The sequence below is a fragment of the Rhizobium sp. NFR07 genome (assembly GCF_900111905.1).
Lineage (GTDB): Bacteria > Pseudomonadota > Alphaproteobacteria > Rhizobiales > Rhizobiaceae > Neorhizobium.
In genome coordinates, this window is sequence record NZ_FOKM01000016.1 from 74,057 (window position 1) to 89,205 (window position 15,149).

The window sequence follows — 15,149 nt, forward strand, 5'->3', positions numbered from 1 at the left end:
AAGGTTGCCGGGGCTTCTTTCTTCCCGCGCATGTTCCTGTACATTCACGACGGCTAAATGCGGGGAGTTCGCGTGTATCTGATCGATATCCTTCTGGTCATCCTTGTGTTTTTCCTGGTTTCGCAGAACCGGAAGGTCTCGGCGCGCGTCGACGGGCTGGAGAGGGAACTCGGCGAGGTGAAGCGGCTGGTCGTGGAGGGCGTTGCTCCCGCGGTGGCGGCGACGAGCCCCATGCCGGCTGGCATCGAGGATGCCGACATGGCGCTCGGTGAAGCGCAATCCGCTCCCGACAGCGATGCCGCGACGCAATCGCCGCACGATGCCGGGACCGGCGGGAAGATCGAAACGACGCCCGAGGCCGAAGACGCCCCCTCGCCCGCGCCACTCCCGGCACGCCAGAGGCCGACGCGTGAGAATCTGGAAAGCTATCTCGGCGCCCGCTGGCCGGTCTGGGTCGGCGGTGTGGCGCTCGCCTTCGGGGGCATCTTCCTCGTCCGTTACTCGATCGAATCCGGCCTGCTCGGGCCCGGCACGCGGCTGACGCTGGCGGCGCTGTTCGGCCTGCTCCTGATCGGTGCCGGTGAACTCGTGCGCCGCCGGGCGATGCCCCGGATTTCCGAACTCTATGCCAATGCGATGATACCCGGTGCGCTGACAGCGGCTGGCAGTGTCACCCTGCTCGGCACGGTGTTCGCGTCTTACGCCTTCTACGGCTTCATCGGTCCCGGCACGGCCTTCGTGCTGATGGCGCTCGTGTCGCTCGCCACCGTGGCGCTGTCTCTGCTGCACGGACAGGCGCTGGCCGGTCTCGGCCTGCTCGGATCGCTGGTGACGCCATTTTTGGTGTCCACCGGCAATCCCAATCCCGACGCGCTGTTCCTTTTCCTCAGCGTCACATGGCTTGCGGTCAGCGCCGCCTCGCGCATCCGCCGCTGGACGGTCGTGCCGATGCTCGCCAATATCGGCACAGGGCTATGGGCCCTCATCTACGCGACCGGCGCGCCGCAAGGGTTCGATCCGATGCCGGTGACGCTGATGCTGATCGTGATGATCGCCGGCACAGCCTTCTTGTGGCCGGGCGCCGCCTACATTCGCCGCATCGGCCCGCCGAGGGCCGGCATCCGGGCACTGCTCGGCCGCCCGCCCCTGAAGATCACCCTGTCCATCTCGATCATGGCCGCGCTGCCGGCGCTGATGATGGGAGTGCGGCAGGCGGATGAAGGCGACATGGTGGTATTTGCCGGTGCCGCGATCATCGCGACGCTCGCCGCGCTGGGCAGTGCGCGAACATATGCGGTCTGGCCGACGCTGATTGCCGCAGGCTCCGCCTTCCTCTCCATAGTCGCCTCGGCGCTTACCTGGGCGAACTATGCAATGCCGATGCCGGTGGACGGCCAACCGTCGCCCGCGCCGCTTTCGTTCACTGGCGAGATCGCCATGTTCCTGCTGCTCGGCGCCGTCTTCACCCTGCTCGGCTTCGGCTTCCTCAGGCGCTTCCGCCATGCGGACAAGCAATTCTCGATCGTCTGGGCTTTCCTGATGGGAGCCGTGCCGGTCACGCTCGGCTTCATCTCATTCTTCAACTTCGGCAATTTCTTCCGCGACTGGACGCATGGGCTGTATGGCCTGGGCCTCGGTCTCGTCATGCTCGTCGCGGCCGACTGGCTGTTTCGGAAGACTGCCGAAAACGTCGACGCCAGGCTCGACTGGCCGGCCAATATCGTCGTCGCGGGATCCTTCGCGAGCCTGACGCTGGCGCTGCATGCGCTGACCACCGGCATCGTCACGACGATCCTCGTCTCGATACTCGGCTTTGCCTATCTCCTGGCGCTTCGCATTCGCCCATGGCCCGCCCTGCCCTGGATGATGGCTGCGGCGGTCATGATCGTCTTCGGACGCATGACCTGGGAGCCGACGCTGATCGGGCAGAACAGCCTCGGCACCACGCCATTCTTCAACGCGCTCTTGCCCGGCTACGGCATTCCGACGCTGCTTGCGATCGTCTCGGCCTGGATGCTGCGCAATTCGCCGGATTTCCGGGTCCGCAACGTCATGCAGGCGCTCGCCTCGCTGTCGGGCCTGATCACCGTCGCCGTGCTGGTCCACCATGCGATGAACGGCGGAAAGCTGTCCGGCGACACGCCGACGCTCGGCGAGCAGTCGGTCTATACGCTGATCACCATCGGCTTCTCGGGCATCCTGATGACGCTCGACCTGAAATCACCGTCGCCAGTGTTCCGCTTCGGCTCGATGATCGCCGGCGTGATTGCGACGGTGAACGTGCTGTCGCTGCATGTCTTTGCGCTCAACCCATTCTTCTCCGGCGAAGACACCGGGCCGTGGCCGTTCGTCAACCTGCTGCTGCTCGGCTATCTGCTGCCGGCGCTCGCCTATGCGCTCGTCGCCTATCTCGCCCGCGGACGGCGGCCGGTGCCCTATGTGGCCATGCTTGCCGTTGCCGGCGCGGTGCTCGGCTTCCTCTGGGCGACGCTTTCGGTCCGCCGCTTCTGGCAGGGAACCAATATCGCCGACTGGAAGGGCTTCATTGCGGGCGAGACCTATACCTATTCGGTCGTCTGGCTGGTCATCGGCGTCGGGCTTCTGGCGCTCGGCTCAAGGCTCGACGCCAAGAGCCTGCGGCTTGCCTCGGCCGGGCTGGTGCTGATCGCGGTGCTCAAGGTGTTCCTGGTCGACATGTCGAACCTCGAAGGCATCCTGCGGGCGGTCTCCTTCATCGGGCTCGGCGCGGTGCTGATCGGTATCGGGCTTTTCTACCAACGCATATTGTTGAAGAAGAACGGAGAACCCGACGCTGATTCTCCGGGTGCCACGACATGACGCTTTCCCTCGCCGCCGCCTTTGCTCCCTATGAGGCACTTGCCGGACAGCTGATCCCGCATGCGACGGAAGGCGACGATGGAAGCCACGACATCGCCCATATCCTGCGCGTCTTCAAGAATGCCATGCGCATCCACACGACCGAGGGCGGCGATGGCGAAGTGCTCGCTGCCGCTGTGCTGCTGCATGACTGCGTTTCGGTGGAGAAGAACTCGCCGCTACGAGCCCAGGCCTCGCGGCTGGCGGCGGAAAAGGCGAGCGGCATTCTCTACGGGATGGGCTGGGACAAGGCGGCGGTCGAGGCGGTTGCCCATGCGATCACCACCCATTCATTTTCCGCCAATCTGCCGCCCGAGACGCTGGAAGCGAAGATCCTGCAGGATGCCGACCGGCTGGATGCGATCGGCATGGTGGGCGCCGCGCGCTGCTTCTACATTGCCGGCCGCATGGCATCCGGGCTCTATGATCCTGTGGACCCGCTTGCCAGGGAGCGGCCGCTCAACGACAAAAGCTTTGCCATCGACCATTTCGAGGTCAAGCTGTTCAAGCTCGCCGATGGTTTCCAGACCGCGGCCGGCCGTGATCTTGCCCATGCGCGGCACCAGCGACTGAAGGATATCCGGGACATGTTCCTGGATGAGATCTGATACGGGAAAACCGAGGGGAAACAGGATGCGCGTCTCCGAACTGAATTTCTATCCGCTGAAGAGCGGCCGCGGCATTCCGCTGACGGAGACCGCGATCACCGCGTCCGGCATTCCCGGCGACCGGCAGATGATGGTCGTCGATCCGTCCGGCCACTTCATCACCCAGCGGGAACTGCAGGCGCTGGCGCAGTTGCAGGTCGAGCCGAAGGATATCGGCGTCAGGCTGGCGATCGAAGGCAAGGGCGAGATCATGGTTGCCGTGCCGCCGAAGGACCGGCGCATGGATGTCGCCGTGTGGAAATCGATCGTCAACGCGGCCGTCGCCGACGACGGGGCGAACGCGATCCTCTCCACATGGCTGGAGCGCGAGGTCAAGCTCGTGTTCTTCGACGAAAAGGCCGAACGCATTGCAAGCCCGGAATGGGCGGGACCGGATACGCCGGTCACCTTCGCCGACGGCTATCAGGTTCTCGTCACCACGACCGGCTCGCTTGCGGCACTCAACGCCGACATGGACAAGCATGGCGAGGGTGAAATCGGCATGGAGCGGTTCCGCCCCAATATCGTGCTCGACCACGACGAAGCCTGGGCCGAGGACAATTGGGACGGCGTGGAGATCGGCGGCATCCGCTTCGATTTCGTCAAACCCTGCGCCCGCTGCATCATGACCACGCAGGACCAGGAGACAGGTTCGCGCGATGTGCCAAGCCCGATACCCGCAATGGGCCGCATCCGCATGTCGGCCGACCGGCGCGTGCCCGGCCCGCTGTTCGGCTGGAACGCCGTGCCGCGCAGCCAAGGCACGATCAGGCTCGGCGACGAAGCGAGCGTGACAGCCACGCGCGACGCCTGGGCGATCAAGCGGCGGGCGTGACAAAATCGCCGCGGCGCGGCGTATTTCGCAGTTCCCGTACCGCGCCGCGTTTACCAGACCTTGACGCCAGTCGGTCAAAACCATTGCACTTAACAAACATCAGGACTTTTGGCCGAGGGTGAGGACGGCCGAGCAACGCCAAAGAGCACATATCGTTCATGACACCACGCAGCCAGGGCCTCATCTTCGCACTCACCGCGGTGTCGATCTTCGCGATCCAGGACGGAATTTCAAAACATCTGGGCCAGGCCTATCCGCCGGTCCTCGTCGCAATGATCCGCTACTGGTTCTTCGCCGCCTTCGTGCTGGCGCTTGCGACGCGCAATCCCGGCGGGATCAAGGAAACGGCAAAGAGCAACAGGCTGGTGCTGCAGATCATCCGCGGTACGCTGCTCGTCTTCCAGATCTGCATCTCGATCTATTCCTTCGCCTATGTCGGCCTTGCCCAGACGCACACGATCTTTGCCGCCTCGCCGCTGGTCGTCGCCTGTCTGTCCGTGCCTCTGCTCGGCGAGACCGTCGGCTGGCGCCGGTGGCTGGCGATCGGCGTCGGCCTCCTCGGCATCCTACTGATCATCGACCCGACCCATGCGACCTTCAACAGCAACATCATCATTCCGATCGTCTGTACGGTCATGTTCGCCCTCTATTCGGTGCTGACGCGCATGGCGAGCCGGTCCGACACGTCGAAGACCAGCTTCTTCTACACCGGCGTTGCCGGTGCCGTGGCGATCACCTTCGTCGGACCGTTCTACTGGTCGAACATCGCCCCGGAATACTGGTTCTGGATGGCGGCACTCTGCGTCACCGGCATGACCGGCCATTACCTGCTGATCCGCGCCTTCGACGTGCTGGACGCCGTCGTGGTGCAGCCGATCTTCTATCTGCAGACGGTTCTGGTCTGCATCATCGGCACGTTCATCTTCAAGGAGGTGATGAGCTGGAACATGATCGCCGGCTGCATCATCGTCATCGGCGCCGGCCTGTTCACCATCCTGCGTGAGGCACAACTCGGCAAGCGCCGCCCACCGGTGCAGCCGCCGGGTTCGCTTTAGGCGCTAATTATTTCCCGCTTCATCAACCGGCGTGATGGATTGCTTTAGCAAAAGTCGTTTCACCAAAGCCTGCAGAGAGAGTATGAACGCCTTCTGACATCAGGGGGAGTTTTCATGCCACACACCACGTCCCGGCCGGCCATGCCCTGGCTGATCATCACCGCCGGTGCGCTGGTGGCGCTTCTGACATTCGGGCCGCGCTCGGCCATGGGCTTCTTCCAGCTGCCTATGCTTGCCGATACCGGCTGGGACCGGTCCACCTTCGGTCTTGCCATGGCGATCCAGAACCTTGCCTGGGGTCTCGGCCAGCCGATCTTCGGCGCGATCGCCGACAAGTGGGGCACCGGCCGGGTGCTGGCATTTTCCGGCCTGCTCTATGCAGCGGGACTGCTTTTGATGTCGACGGCGCATTCGGAAAGCATCCTGCATCTGTCCGGCGGCGTGATGGTGGGGCTTGCGGTCGGCGCCGGTTCGTTCGGCACCATCCTGTCGGCCTTTGCCCGCAACGTGACGCCGGAGCAGCGTTCGTTTGCCTTCGGCATCGGTACCGCGGCGGGCTCGGCCGGGATGTTTCTGTTCGCACCGCTCAGCCAGGCGTTGATCAGCGCCTATGGATGGTCCGACAGCCTTGTCATCATGGCAGTGATGATGCTCGCCATCCCCGTGCTTGCCATTCCACTGCGCGGCAATTCGTCGTCGGGCACGCAGCGCCAGGCGACCTTCAAGCAGACGGCCGGCGAGGCTTTGCGCGAGGCCTTCGGCCACAAGAGCTATCTCCTGCTCACCAGCGGCTTCTTCGTCTGTGGCTTCCAGGTCGCCTTCATCACCGCACATTTTCCCGCCTATCTCGGCGATATCGGCATCGACGCGCGTTATGCGGTGATCGCCATGGCGCTGATCGGCTTCTTCAACATCATCGGCTCGCTGTCGGCCGGCGTGATCGGCCAGCGTTATTCGAAGCCCTATTTCCTCGCCTATATCTATATCGCCCGCTCGGTCGCCGTAACGGCGTTCCTGCTCCTGCCGCCGTCTCCGGCATCGGTGATCGTCTTCGCCATCGTCATGGGGCTTCTGTGGCTCTCCACCGTGCCGCCGACCAACGGGCTGGTCGCGATCATGTTCGGCACGCGCCATCTCGGCATGCTGGGCGGCATCGTCTTCCTGTCACACCAGGTCGGCTCGTTCCTTGGCGTTTGGATGGGCGGATATCTATTCGACCGCCTCGGCTCCTACGATGCCGTCTGGTGGTTCGGCGTGGCGCTCGGCCTCTTTGCCGCGATCGTCCACTGGCCGATCAAGGAAAAGGCGATCGACCGGCCCGCCGCCATGCAGCCGGCGGAATAAGCGAAACCTAGCCTAAAGTCAGCTTGCCTGGCGATCTGCAGGCTTCGATAGCGCCTTTAGAGCTGCCTGAACGAAACCCTCGCGGGCATCGTTAGCGGTGAGGCCGCGCGGCTCGTAGACGTGCCTGTGCAGGAAGAACTGGGTGAGCTTGAAGGCCGCCGCCATGCTGTCGCGATCGGCGGAAGGCGCCGGGCCTTCGCGCAGGAAGGCCGGCAAAGCCAGCATGCGATTGGCATAGGGTGCTGCGGCCTCGCCGCAGACGGCGCGGCCGCTTTTCGGCGAGACATGGGTGAGATTGTTGCGCACGCCGGTCGCGGCGCATTCGGTGAGGTCGAGGCCGTAGCCGAGATCGTTCAGGACGGCGAGTTCGAAGCGGACGAAGAGTTCGCCGGCATCGGCCGGATCGTCCATGGCCTCAAGGATGATATCGAGCGCGTCGAAGAGATGCGGATGGGGATCGCGTTCGGGAAGCAGGCGCAGCAGCGCACCCATGGCCTGCACGCCGTAGACGGCGGTTGCCGTCTCCATCAGCTTGGCGGCTCTCAGGCGCACCGGCTCAAGCTTCAGATCACCCAGATGCTCGTCTAGCCTGGCGCGCCAGACCGCCTCCACCCGGTTGCCCGGCTGCAACACCGGCTGCATGGAACGCGAGCGGCCGGAGCGGACGAGCCCGAGATGGCGGCCGCGCTCACGGGTCATCAGCTCGGCAATGACGCTGGTTTCGCCATGCCGCTTGACGCCGATGATGATTGCCTCGTCCTGCCACTGCATCGATGTGTGAAGACCTTTTCGAAGTGATTCAGTTTTAGCGCATAAGTCGTTCAGACTGAATCAGTTTTGCACTTTTGCCACGCAATGCCGAAAACTGCGATCGGGTGCCGGCTCGGCTGGAACAAATTGCCCGGCAGCGGAATTCTCTCGCCACATATAATGTCGCCATAGGGAGTTCCCATGAGATACGTCCTCTTCGCCGCAGCCACCCTGTCCGCCACGCTGGCAGGTTTCATCCAGGCGCCGCCGGCCGCCGCCCAGTCACCACAGCTGGAACAGGCCTGCATGACGGTCGCGAAGAACTTCCTTCTGGTGCCGACGCTGAAGACCGGGATCGTGCAGTCGTTTCCGGAACTCGACCCGCCCGGCGCGCGCCTGACCTATTCGACCCGCGATGACGCAAAGCCGACAGATTTCACCAACGAGATCGATTGCGAATTCGACAAGGCGACGCCGCCCTTTACCCTGCAGCGCTTCTGCATCTCGCGCACCTGCTACGGCGCCAACGAGCAGGAGCCGGAAAACCGCCGCCGCTTCCTGGAAGTGAAGGCGATCATGGATCGCCAGAAGTAAGCCCGGCGAAGGTCTCGACAAAAAGCAAAAGCCCCGCTGTGCGGGGCTTGTTCCGGGCAAGGGCCGCCATCAGCCGCCCTTGCGGTGACACGTCATGCGTTCAGTTGTCGCCGCGACGGCCGAGCGCGCCCAGAGCGGATGTCAGATAGCGTTCCGCAAGCGCATGACGGCGGCGCTTGGCGAGCTTCAGTGCCTCGAGGCAATGGGATGCCAGAGGATCGGTCTCGGTCGGCATCTTGCCGAATTCCTCGGCGGTGACGGAGCCCGTATAGATGGACGGCGTGCCTTCTCCGTTGCGCAGACAGCGCCCCTGCCCGGTCACGATCATGTCGCGACCGTTCGGATGCTTGATCTTGTAGGTCTGGTAGCACGGCTTGCCCGAGATGATCGTCTCGTGCAGCGCCTTTGCGACACGCGGCATGTCATCCTCCGTGACATGCTTTATGACGTCTTCGATCGGCGCCCCGACCTCAAGGTCGCGAGGGGCCAGACCATAGATATAGGCGAAGACAGGGTCGGCGAAGACCTTGTTTTCGCTGAGGTCCCAGCTGAAGAAACCTACGGATTCCTTCAGGTCGACCTCCTTGCGCCTTTGATACATGCTGCTTCCCATGCAGTCTCAATCCCCCTCTTGCCCGGTTTCATGACCTCTGCAACGACCGCTGAATCGCGCGGCCCGCCAATATGATCAAATGTCCGGAGTTGCGGCGTGTCAAGCCCGCCGCAAAAAGTTGCACAACCTGAGGAAGGACAAAGGTCTCCCGTTACCTCTTAGGGATGCTCATGTCAGCCCTTTGGAAAGTCCAGGCCCATCTCGCGGAAACGCTCGGGATCATCGCCCCAGTTCTCGCGAACCTTGACGAAGAGGAAGAGATGCACCGACTGCTCGAGGATCTCCGAAAGCTCCTTGCGGGATGCGGTCGAGATCGCCTTGATCGCCTCGCCATTCTTGCCGAGCGCGATCTTCTTTTGGCTGTCACGCTCGACATAGATGACCTGTTCGATGCGAACCGAACCGTCCTTCTTTTCTTCCCACTTCTCGGTCTCGACATGCGAGGCGTAGGGAAGTTCCTGATGCAGACGCAGGAACAGCTTTTCGCGGGTGATCTCGGCCGCGAGCTGGCGCATCGGCAGATCGGAAATCTGGTCCTCCGGGTAGTACCAGGGACCTTCCGGCAGGGTTTTGGCGAAATAATCCATCAGGTCGTCGCAGCCGGAGCCGGTCGTCGCCGAAATCATGAATGTGCGGTCGAAGGCCACTGTCTCGTTGGCCTTTGCGGCGAGCGCCAGCAGGTCCTCGCGCTTGACCTGGTCGATCTTGTTGAGAAGCAGGATCTTCGGCTGGTGGACTTCCTTCAGGCCTTCGAGGATTGTCTCGGCGTCACCGCGGATGCCGCGTTCGCTGTCGATCAGAAGCGCGATCAGGTCGGCATCCTTGGCGCCGCCCCAGGCCGAGGTCACCATGGCGCGGTCGAGCCTGCGGCGCGGCTTGAAAATGCCGGGCGTATCCATGAAGACGATCTGGGCATTGTCGTGAATGGCGATGCCGCGCACGATGGCGCGCGTCGTCTGGACCTTGTGGCTGACGATCGACACCTTGGCGCCGACCAACCGGTTGACCAGCGTCGACTTGCCGGCATTGGTCGCGCCGATCAGAGCCACGAAACCGGAATGGGTCGGGCCTGCGGCGGTTTCGTCTGCTGCGCCGGCGATGTTTTCGTCTTCAGTCATATCGGTCCAATCAATCCTGGCTTTTCTGCCAGATGCCCTCGCGTTCGAGGAGCTTCGTTGCGGCAACCTGTTCGGCGGCCCGTTTCGAGCGGTCCGTGCCCGTCTCGGGCGCACAACCGGGAATTTCCACCGTCACCGTGAAGCGCGGATCATGATCCGGCCCGGCGCGGTCATCCACCCGGTAGGATGGCGTGACGCCGAACTTGGCATGCGCCCATTCCTGCAGTTCGGTCTTGGCATCGCGCCTTGCCGCGTTCGGCTGGGTGGCGCGCTCCTTCCAATAACGCAAAACGAAGGCGCGCGCGACTTCCAATCCGCCATCGAGATAGAGTGCCGCGATCAGGCTTTCCACGACGTCAGCGCGGACATTGAGCATCCGCTTGCCGGTGAGCTTCTTGACGTCGGCGCCGGTACGGATGAAGCGGTGCAGTTCCAGCTCGTCAGCAACGATGGCGCAGCTTTCGGCGCTGACCAGTTGGTTCAGGCGGACGGAGAGCTCGCCCTCCTCCGCCGACCGGAACGTCGTGAACAGGAGTTCCGCGACGCAGAGACCGAGAACCCTGTCCCCTAAGAACTCCAGACGCTCATAATTGGCATTTTTGGCCGTCCCGGTGCTGGCATGGGTTAGCGCCCGGTCCAACCATTGCCTGTCAGTAAAGCTGTGACCGATCGCCGTTTCCAGCTGGCCCATTTCTTCAGCCGAGAGCGGCCGCGGCTTCATCAGTGGACGCCCTTGAACAGACGATCCCAACGCATGTTGGCCGGCCATTTCCAGATTTCGCGGAACGAGGTGTCGTTACCGAGCGAGAAGAAGATGACGCTGGCGCGACCGACGAGGTTCTCGGCGGGCACGTAACCAACGTCGAAGCGGCTGTCGAGCGAGTTGTCGCGGTTGTCGCCCATGAAGAAGTAGTGGCCTTCCGGCACGACGAATTCCTGGGTGTTGTCACCACGGGAGACCGGCGACTGGTCGAGCGTGTCGTAGCTAACGCCATTGTCCAGCGTCTCACGGAAGACCGGAACATTGGCGCCCGGGTCGAGACGATAATCGGAGGTGAAGCTGCCGTCGGCCTGTTTCGGCACGGCCGTGCCGTTGACGTAGAGAATGCCTTCGCGAACCTGGACGCGGTCGCCCGGCAGGCCGATGAGACGCTTGATGTAGTCGATGTCAGGCTGTTGCGGCAGGCGGAAGACGATCACGTCGCCGCGCCTCGGCTCGCTGAATTCGAGGATTCGGCCGTCGAAGAGATCCGGCGAGAAGGGCAGCGAATATTTCGAATAGCCGTAAGCGAACTTGTTGACGAAAATGTAGTCGCCGACGAGCAGCGTCGGCATCATCGAGCCAGACGGAATGGTGAACGGCTGGAACAGGACGGTACGGATGACCATGGCGAGCAGCAGGGCCTGAATGATGACCTTGATGTTTTCCCAGAGCGCATTCTGCTGCTTCGTCTCGGCTTTGTCGGACACGTTTCAATTCTTTCTATCTTGGCGGGTGGCCGCCTTGTCTAAACTCTTCCAAATGCCACGGCAATGGAAATGGAAGCGGGAATGTTGTCGCGCCCCCGGTTAAGTCTGCCTGCCTCGCCGCATGCGCCCTGCCCCGTCAGGCGGCCCCGAGCGGCCGGGCCTCGATGATGACGAAGGCCTGGGCGTAAGGGTATTCGTCGGTGATGGTGATGTGGATCACGGGTTCATGGCCGGCCGGGATGAGTTCCGCCAGCCGCTCGCCGGCGCCGCCGGTTAGGACCATGGTCGGCTTGCCACCCGGCAGGTTGACGACACCCATATCCTTCCAGAACACGCCATTCGCAAGCCCCGTGCCGAGCGCCTTGGAACAGGCCTCCTTGGCGGCGAAACGCTTGGCGTAGGATTCCGCGCGGTTCTTGCGGCGCTCAGACTTGGCCCGCTCGATCTCGGTGAAACAGCGGTGGGTGAACCGATCGCCGAAGCGTTCGATGGATTTTTCAACCCGCCTGATGTCGATGAGGTCGCTGCCCATGCCGATGATCATGCCCAAGCCTGTCCTTCCAATTTCAATACCCGGCAAATTTCAGTGTCCGGTCCCGACTGACTTGATGGCTTCGCCCCGCGGCGTCAAGCGGTCCAGCCGCCGATTGCGGAAGCTGCGCACACCGAGATAGGTGACACCGTAGAAGACGAGGCCGCAGAGGAGGCCAAGCGGAAGCGAGCCGAGCAGCATCGGCTCCAAGATCGGCCGCCAGAGCTGCGAGACGTCGAGATGGGAGAGAAGGCTTTCGAGATCGATATGGCGGGACGTCGCCTCGCCGCCGAGCATGACCTGGCCGAGCTCCCAGGTCAGCGGCCAGATGATGGGACAGGTCAGCGGATTGGCGAAAGCGGTACCCAATGCAGCGGCAACCATGCTGCCGCCGATCAGCCACGCGACCGGCAGGGCGAACAGGATGTGCAGGCCGAGAAACGGCGTCCAGGCGCTGAGCACGCCGACGGCAAGACCCGCGGCGACGGCATGGGGGGAGCCGCCGATGCGCATGACTTTCAGCCGATAGTAGCCGAGCACGCGCCGGAAGCCCCGCGAAGGCACGAGGGCGGCATGAACTTTCTGGCGGAAAGAAAGAGGCGTGCGTCTGCGAAATGTCATTTCAATGGAACCCGGCCGGGCCATCCCGGTCAAACCAACTTGGTCAGGCCAAATCGGTCTTGACTGGCTCCGCTTCGGCGACTTCGTTCAAATGTGAACTAGCCGATACGGAAAATAATGGCGAAATTGGGCCGCAAGCGCTTGGCATTGGCTTTCAGGCTAGTGCAGCAGCAGGAACATTCAAGCGACGCCTCGCGCTCAATCCTGCATCGACGCCCCGTCTACAGGAGGGCGTCGCTAACTGTCGTGTCGGCAGATCAGAACTGCGACTTGCGGAACATGCCGCGGTCAACCTGGCGCATGCGATATTCGAGATCGATGCGGTCACGGGCTTCGTTGAGATATGCCATTTCGCGGTCCTGGGCCGAAGGGACGCGGAGCGCGCGGGCGAACTTGCGAACGGTGGTAAACATGATGTCTTCCTTGGTGGTCGGTGTCTTTCTGTTGGCTGATAGATACGATTTCGCAGGGCATTTTACCAACGCCGGCTTGGCTGTGCAGCCCTGCATTAGACGCATAGCGAGCTGAATGACAGGCAAGTGGCAGGTTATAAAAAGTGCAACTGGCGCCAATTGCGCCTGCATCAGCGCAAAGAAAAACCGCGGAGGCCGTTACAGCCGCCGCGGTTGTCGATGATGATCGCATGGCGGACGAGGATGCTACCTCATGCCGCCCGCAACGGAGACCGGATCAAAACTCTTCCCAGCTCTCGTTCTTGACGGCGACGGCGGCGTTGCCGGAGAAGGCGGTCGCAAGCTTGCGGCCGAGGGCGCGGGCGGGAGAAGCCGTCGGGGCTTCGGTGGCCTGCGCGACGCGGACGTTCGCCTTGTAGGTCTGGACGGACAGCTTGAACTGCGAGAGCAGGGCGTTGAGCGCCGCTGCGTCGCGGGCCAGACCATGGCTTGCGGCCGTCTGTTCCTCGACCATGGCGGCGTTCTTCTGGGTGTCCTGATCCATCGTGTTGACGGCGGTGTTGATCTGCTGGAGGCCGGACGACTGCTCCTGCGCCGATTCAACGATGGCGTTGACGTTACGATTGATCTCCTGGACTTCGCCGACGATGGTCTCGAGCGCCTTGCCGGTTTCGCCGACGAGGTGAACGCCGTTCTGGACCTGCTCGTTGGAAGCGTTGATCAGCGCCTTGATTTCCTTCGCGGCGTTGGCGGAGCGCTGGGCGAGTTCGCGCACTTCCTGGGCGACGACCGCAAAGCCCTTACCGGCTTCGCCTGCACGCGCGGCTTCGACACCGGCGTTGAGGGCGAGAAGGTTGGTCTGGAAGGCGATGTCGTCGATGACGCCGATGATGTTGCCGATCTCGCCCGAAGACTTCTCGATCTGCTCCATGGCCTTGACGGCGTTCTGGACGACTTCGCCCGAACGTTCGGCGCCCTGACGGGTGCGGGCGACGAGTGCGCCGGCATCCTGAGCACGACGAGCGGCATCCTTCACCGTGGTGGTGATCTCTTCCAGAGCCGCTGCGGTTTCTTCAACCGAAGCTGCCTGCTGTTCGGTGCGCTTGGCAAGATCGTCGGCGGCCGCCTTGATCTCGGCAGAACCTGCCTCGATGCTGCGGGCGTTTTCAGCGACCTGTTCGAGAGCGGCCTGCAGCTTCGACGCGGATGCGTTGAAGTCGCCGCGGACGCCGTCGAGCGACGCGGTGAACGGCTGCTCGATGCGGTAGGAGACATTGCCGTCCGAGAGCTGGCTCAAAGCCTGGGCGAGATTGTCGACGGCGAACTTGACGTCGGCGGCTTCGCGGGTCTTCAGCGCTTCACGCTCGATACGCTCGCTTTCAGACAGGCTGCGGTTGTCTTCGGCTTCCTGTTCCAGACGCTGACGCTCCAGGGCGTTATCGCGGAAGACGGCGACGGCTTCGGCCATCTGGCCGATCTCGTCCTTGCGGTCGAGACCGTCGATCTCGGCCTGCGTGTTTCCGGCAGCCAGCGAGGACATGCGCTCGCGCAGGCGGGCCATCGGAGCGGTGACGCCCTTCTGGGCAATGGTCATGGAAATGACGATGGCAATGGCGATGCCGGCCAGCATGCCGATGATGGCGTACTGGATGGTCGAGGAAACTTCGGCCGACAGACGGTCGGCGCCGTTCTTGATGATCTCGGCCATTGCGCCGTTGTTGGCGCCGAACTTCGGCGACAGCTCGACGATTGCCTTGTCGAGGTCGGCCGAGAGGGCAGCAACCTTGGCGGTGTCACCGGCGACATGCGCGGCGAGCAGGCCATCGCCGATCGCCTTCAGCTTGTCGGCACCGGCAACCAGTTCGTCGATGGCAGCCTTGCGGCTCGGAACGATGCCCGGGATCTGGGACAGACGGTCGCGGGCGCCCGAGATTTCCTTGCCGAAGCGGCCGGACAGATCCTTGAAGGCTTCCGACTGCGGGTCCTGCGCCATCGCACGGCTGAGCCAGGTCGTGGCCGTCCACATGCCGGCGGCACCGCGCGGACCGAAGGTCGCGGCGTTGCTTTCATTCATAAGGAAGCTGGAGTAGGCATCGTTGGCGGCGCTGAAGCGCTGCGTGACAAAAAGCAGGCCGGCGAGCGAAATGACGCCGAGGATGGCGATCGCCATCAGAAATTTGGTCTTGATCTTCAAATTCTTGAGCATCGGAAAGCCTCAGATATGCGCCGTCCGGGCGGACGCGCATTGCGAAGGGGAAAAACAGGAATCGTCACGGAGAC

At 63.0% G+C, this 15,149-nt stretch carries 15 protein-coding genes; 6 read left to right on the forward strand and 9 right to left on the reverse strand.

The window, feature by feature from the left end; genetic code table 11:
• Window positions 1–57 precede the first annotated feature (57 nt).
• The 5 genes from BM216_RS26830 (at window position 58) to BM216_RS26850 (ending at window position 6,758) form a co-directional block, all read left to right on the forward strand.
• Window positions 58–2,838 carry a DUF2339 domain-containing protein gene (locus BM216_RS26830; RefSeq protein WP_093002379.1) on the forward strand — a complete coding sequence of 927 codons (2,781 nt, stop codon included), beginning with the start codon at window positions 58–60 and terminating at the stop codon, window positions 2,836–2,838.
• Window positions 2,835–3,485 (forward strand): HD domain-containing protein, encoded by a 651-nt coding sequence (locus tag BM216_RS26835; protein ID WP_093002381.1) that lies wholly within the window; start codon window positions 2,835–2,837, stop codon window positions 3,483–3,485. The genes BM216_RS26830 and BM216_RS26835 overlap by 4 nt, the downstream gene beginning before the upstream one ends.
• 25 nt (window positions 3,486–3,510) lie before the next feature.
• Window positions 3,511–4,359: an MOSC domain-containing protein gene (locus BM216_RS26840; protein ID WP_093002383.1), complete on the forward strand. Its 849-nt coding sequence runs from the start codon at window positions 3,511–3,513 to the stop codon at window positions 4,357–4,359.
• A 158-nt stretch (window positions 4,360–4,517) separates the two neighbouring features.
• The gene (locus BM216_RS26845) at window positions 4,518–5,414 is read left to right on the forward strand and encodes a DMT family transporter (RefSeq protein WP_093002385.1); all 897 of its coding nucleotides are present in this window, start codon (window positions 4,518–4,520) and stop codon (window positions 5,412–5,414) included.
• Between the two features lie 114 nt (window positions 5,415–5,528).
• Window positions 5,529–6,758, forward strand: a complete 1,230-nt coding sequence (locus BM216_RS26850) for an MFS transporter (protein ID WP_093002387.1) — start codon at window positions 5,529–5,531, stop codon at window positions 6,756–6,758.
• An 18-nt stretch (window positions 6,759–6,776) separates the two neighbouring features.
• Here the strand turns inward: BM216_RS26850 and recO are convergent, their stop codons facing one another.
• Window positions 6,777–7,529, reverse strand: coding sequence for a DNA repair protein RecO (recO, locus tag BM216_RS26855; RefSeq protein ID WP_093002389.1), 753 nt, complete (start codon window positions 7,527–7,529; stop codon window positions 6,777–6,779).
• A 180-nt stretch (window positions 7,530–7,709) separates the two neighbouring features.
• On the opposite strand from recO, the gene BM216_RS26860 reads away from it, so the two are divergent.
• Window positions 7,710–8,102 carry a hypothetical protein gene (locus BM216_RS26860; RefSeq protein WP_093002390.1) on the forward strand — a complete coding sequence of 131 codons (393 nt, stop codon included), beginning with the start codon at window positions 7,710–7,712 and terminating at the stop codon, window positions 8,100–8,102.
• Window positions 8,103–8,202: 100 nt separating this feature from the next.
• Here the strand turns inward: BM216_RS26860 and BM216_RS26865 are convergent, their stop codons facing one another.
• The 8 genes from BM216_RS26865 to BM216_RS26900 form a co-directional block, all read right to left on the reverse strand.
• Window positions 8,203–8,715 carry a PAS domain-containing protein gene (locus BM216_RS26865; RefSeq protein WP_093002392.1) on the reverse strand — a complete coding sequence of 171 codons (513 nt, stop codon included), beginning with the start codon at window positions 8,713–8,715 and terminating at the stop codon, window positions 8,203–8,205.
• Between the two features lie 173 nt (window positions 8,716–8,888).
• Window positions 8,889–9,833, reverse strand: a complete 945-nt coding sequence (gene era / locus BM216_RS26870) for a GTPase Era (protein ID WP_093002394.1) — start codon at window positions 9,831–9,833, stop codon at window positions 8,889–8,891.
• 10 nt (window positions 9,834–9,843) lie between these two features.
• Complete coding sequence (rnc, locus tag BM216_RS26875) at window positions 9,844–10,554, reverse strand: ribonuclease III (protein ID WP_177230929.1); 711 nt, start codon at window positions 10,552–10,554, stop codon at window positions 9,844–9,846.
• On the reverse strand, window positions 10,554–11,303 hold the full coding sequence (lepB, locus tag BM216_RS26880) for a signal peptidase I (protein WP_093002395.1): 750 nt from the start codon (window positions 11,301–11,303) through the stop codon (window positions 10,554–10,556). The genes rnc and lepB overlap by 1 nt, the downstream gene beginning before the upstream one ends.
• 136 nt (window positions 11,304–11,439) lie before the next feature.
• Window positions 11,440–11,847 carry a holo-ACP synthase gene (acpS, locus tag BM216_RS26885; protein WP_093002491.1) on the reverse strand — a complete coding sequence of 136 codons (408 nt, stop codon included), beginning with the start codon at window positions 11,845–11,847 and terminating at the stop codon, window positions 11,440–11,442.
• A gap of 39 nt (window positions 11,848–11,886) precedes the next feature.
• Complete coding sequence (locus tag BM216_RS26890) at window positions 11,887–12,456, reverse strand: DUF2062 domain-containing protein (protein WP_177230930.1); 570 nt, start codon at window positions 12,454–12,456, stop codon at window positions 11,887–11,889.
• Window positions 12,457–12,713: 257 nt separating this feature from the next.
• On the reverse strand, window positions 12,714–12,869 hold the full coding sequence (locus BM216_RS26895; RefSeq protein ID WP_093002399.1) for a DUF3563 family protein: 156 nt from the start codon (window positions 12,867–12,869) through the stop codon (window positions 12,714–12,716).
• Between the two features lie 277 nt (window positions 12,870–13,146).
• Complete coding sequence (locus tag BM216_RS26900; protein ID WP_093002401.1) at window positions 13,147–15,075, reverse strand: methyl-accepting chemotaxis protein; 1,929 nt, start codon at window positions 15,073–15,075, stop codon at window positions 13,147–13,149.
• Between the last annotated feature and the right edge of the window lie 74 nt (window positions 15,076–15,149).

Excerpts from the sequence above, each read along its gene's own strand:
- BM216_RS26830 (WP_093002379.1), top strand. The coding sequence starts at position 58 with ATGCGGGGAGTTCGCGTGTATCTGATCGATATCCTTCTGGTCATCCTT.
- BM216_RS26835 (WP_093002381.1), top strand. The coding sequence starts at position 2,835 with ATGACGCTTTCCCTCGCCGCCGCCTTTGCTCCCTATGAGGCACTTGCC.
- BM216_RS26840 (WP_093002383.1), top strand. The coding sequence starts at position 3,511 with ATGCGCGTCTCCGAACTGAATTTCTATCCGCTGAAGAGCGGCCGCGGC.
- BM216_RS26845 (WP_093002385.1), top strand. The coding sequence starts at position 4,518 with ATGACACCACGCAGCCAGGGCCTCATCTTCGCACTCACCGCGGTGTCG.
- BM216_RS26850 (WP_093002387.1), top strand. The coding sequence starts at position 5,529 with ATGCCACACACCACGTCCCGGCCGGCCATGCCCTGGCTGATCATCACC.
- recO (WP_093002389.1), bottom strand. The coding sequence starts at position 7,529 with ATGCAGTGGCAGGACGAGGCAATCATCATCGGCGTCAAGCGGCATGGC.
- BM216_RS26860 (WP_093002390.1), top strand. The coding sequence starts at position 7,710 with ATGAGATACGTCCTCTTCGCCGCAGCCACCCTGTCCGCCACGCTGGCA.
- BM216_RS26865 (WP_093002392.1), bottom strand. The coding sequence starts at position 8,715 with ATGGGAAGCAGCATGTATCAAAGGCGCAAGGAGGTCGACCTGAAGGAA.
- era (WP_093002394.1), bottom strand. The coding sequence starts at position 9,833 with ATGACTGAAGACGAAAACATCGCCGGCGCAGCAGACGAAACCGCCGCA.
- rnc (WP_177230929.1), bottom strand. The coding sequence starts at position 10,554 with ATGAAGCCGCGGCCGCTCTCGGCTGAAGAAATGGGCCAGCTGGAAACG.
- acpS (WP_093002491.1), bottom strand. The coding sequence starts at position 11,847 with ATGATCATCGGCATGGGCAGCGACCTCATCGACATCAGGCGGGTTGAA.
- BM216_RS26890 (WP_177230930.1), bottom strand. The coding sequence starts at position 12,456 with ATGACATTTCGCAGACGCACGCCTCTTTCTTTCCGCCAGAAAGTTCAT.
- BM216_RS26895 (WP_093002399.1), bottom strand. The coding sequence starts at position 12,869 with ATGTTTACCACCGTTCGCAAGTTCGCCCGCGCGCTCCGCGTCCCTTCG.
- BM216_RS26900 (WP_093002401.1), bottom strand. The coding sequence starts at position 15,075 with ATGCTCAAGAATTTGAAGATCAAGACCAAATTTCTGATGGCGATCGCC.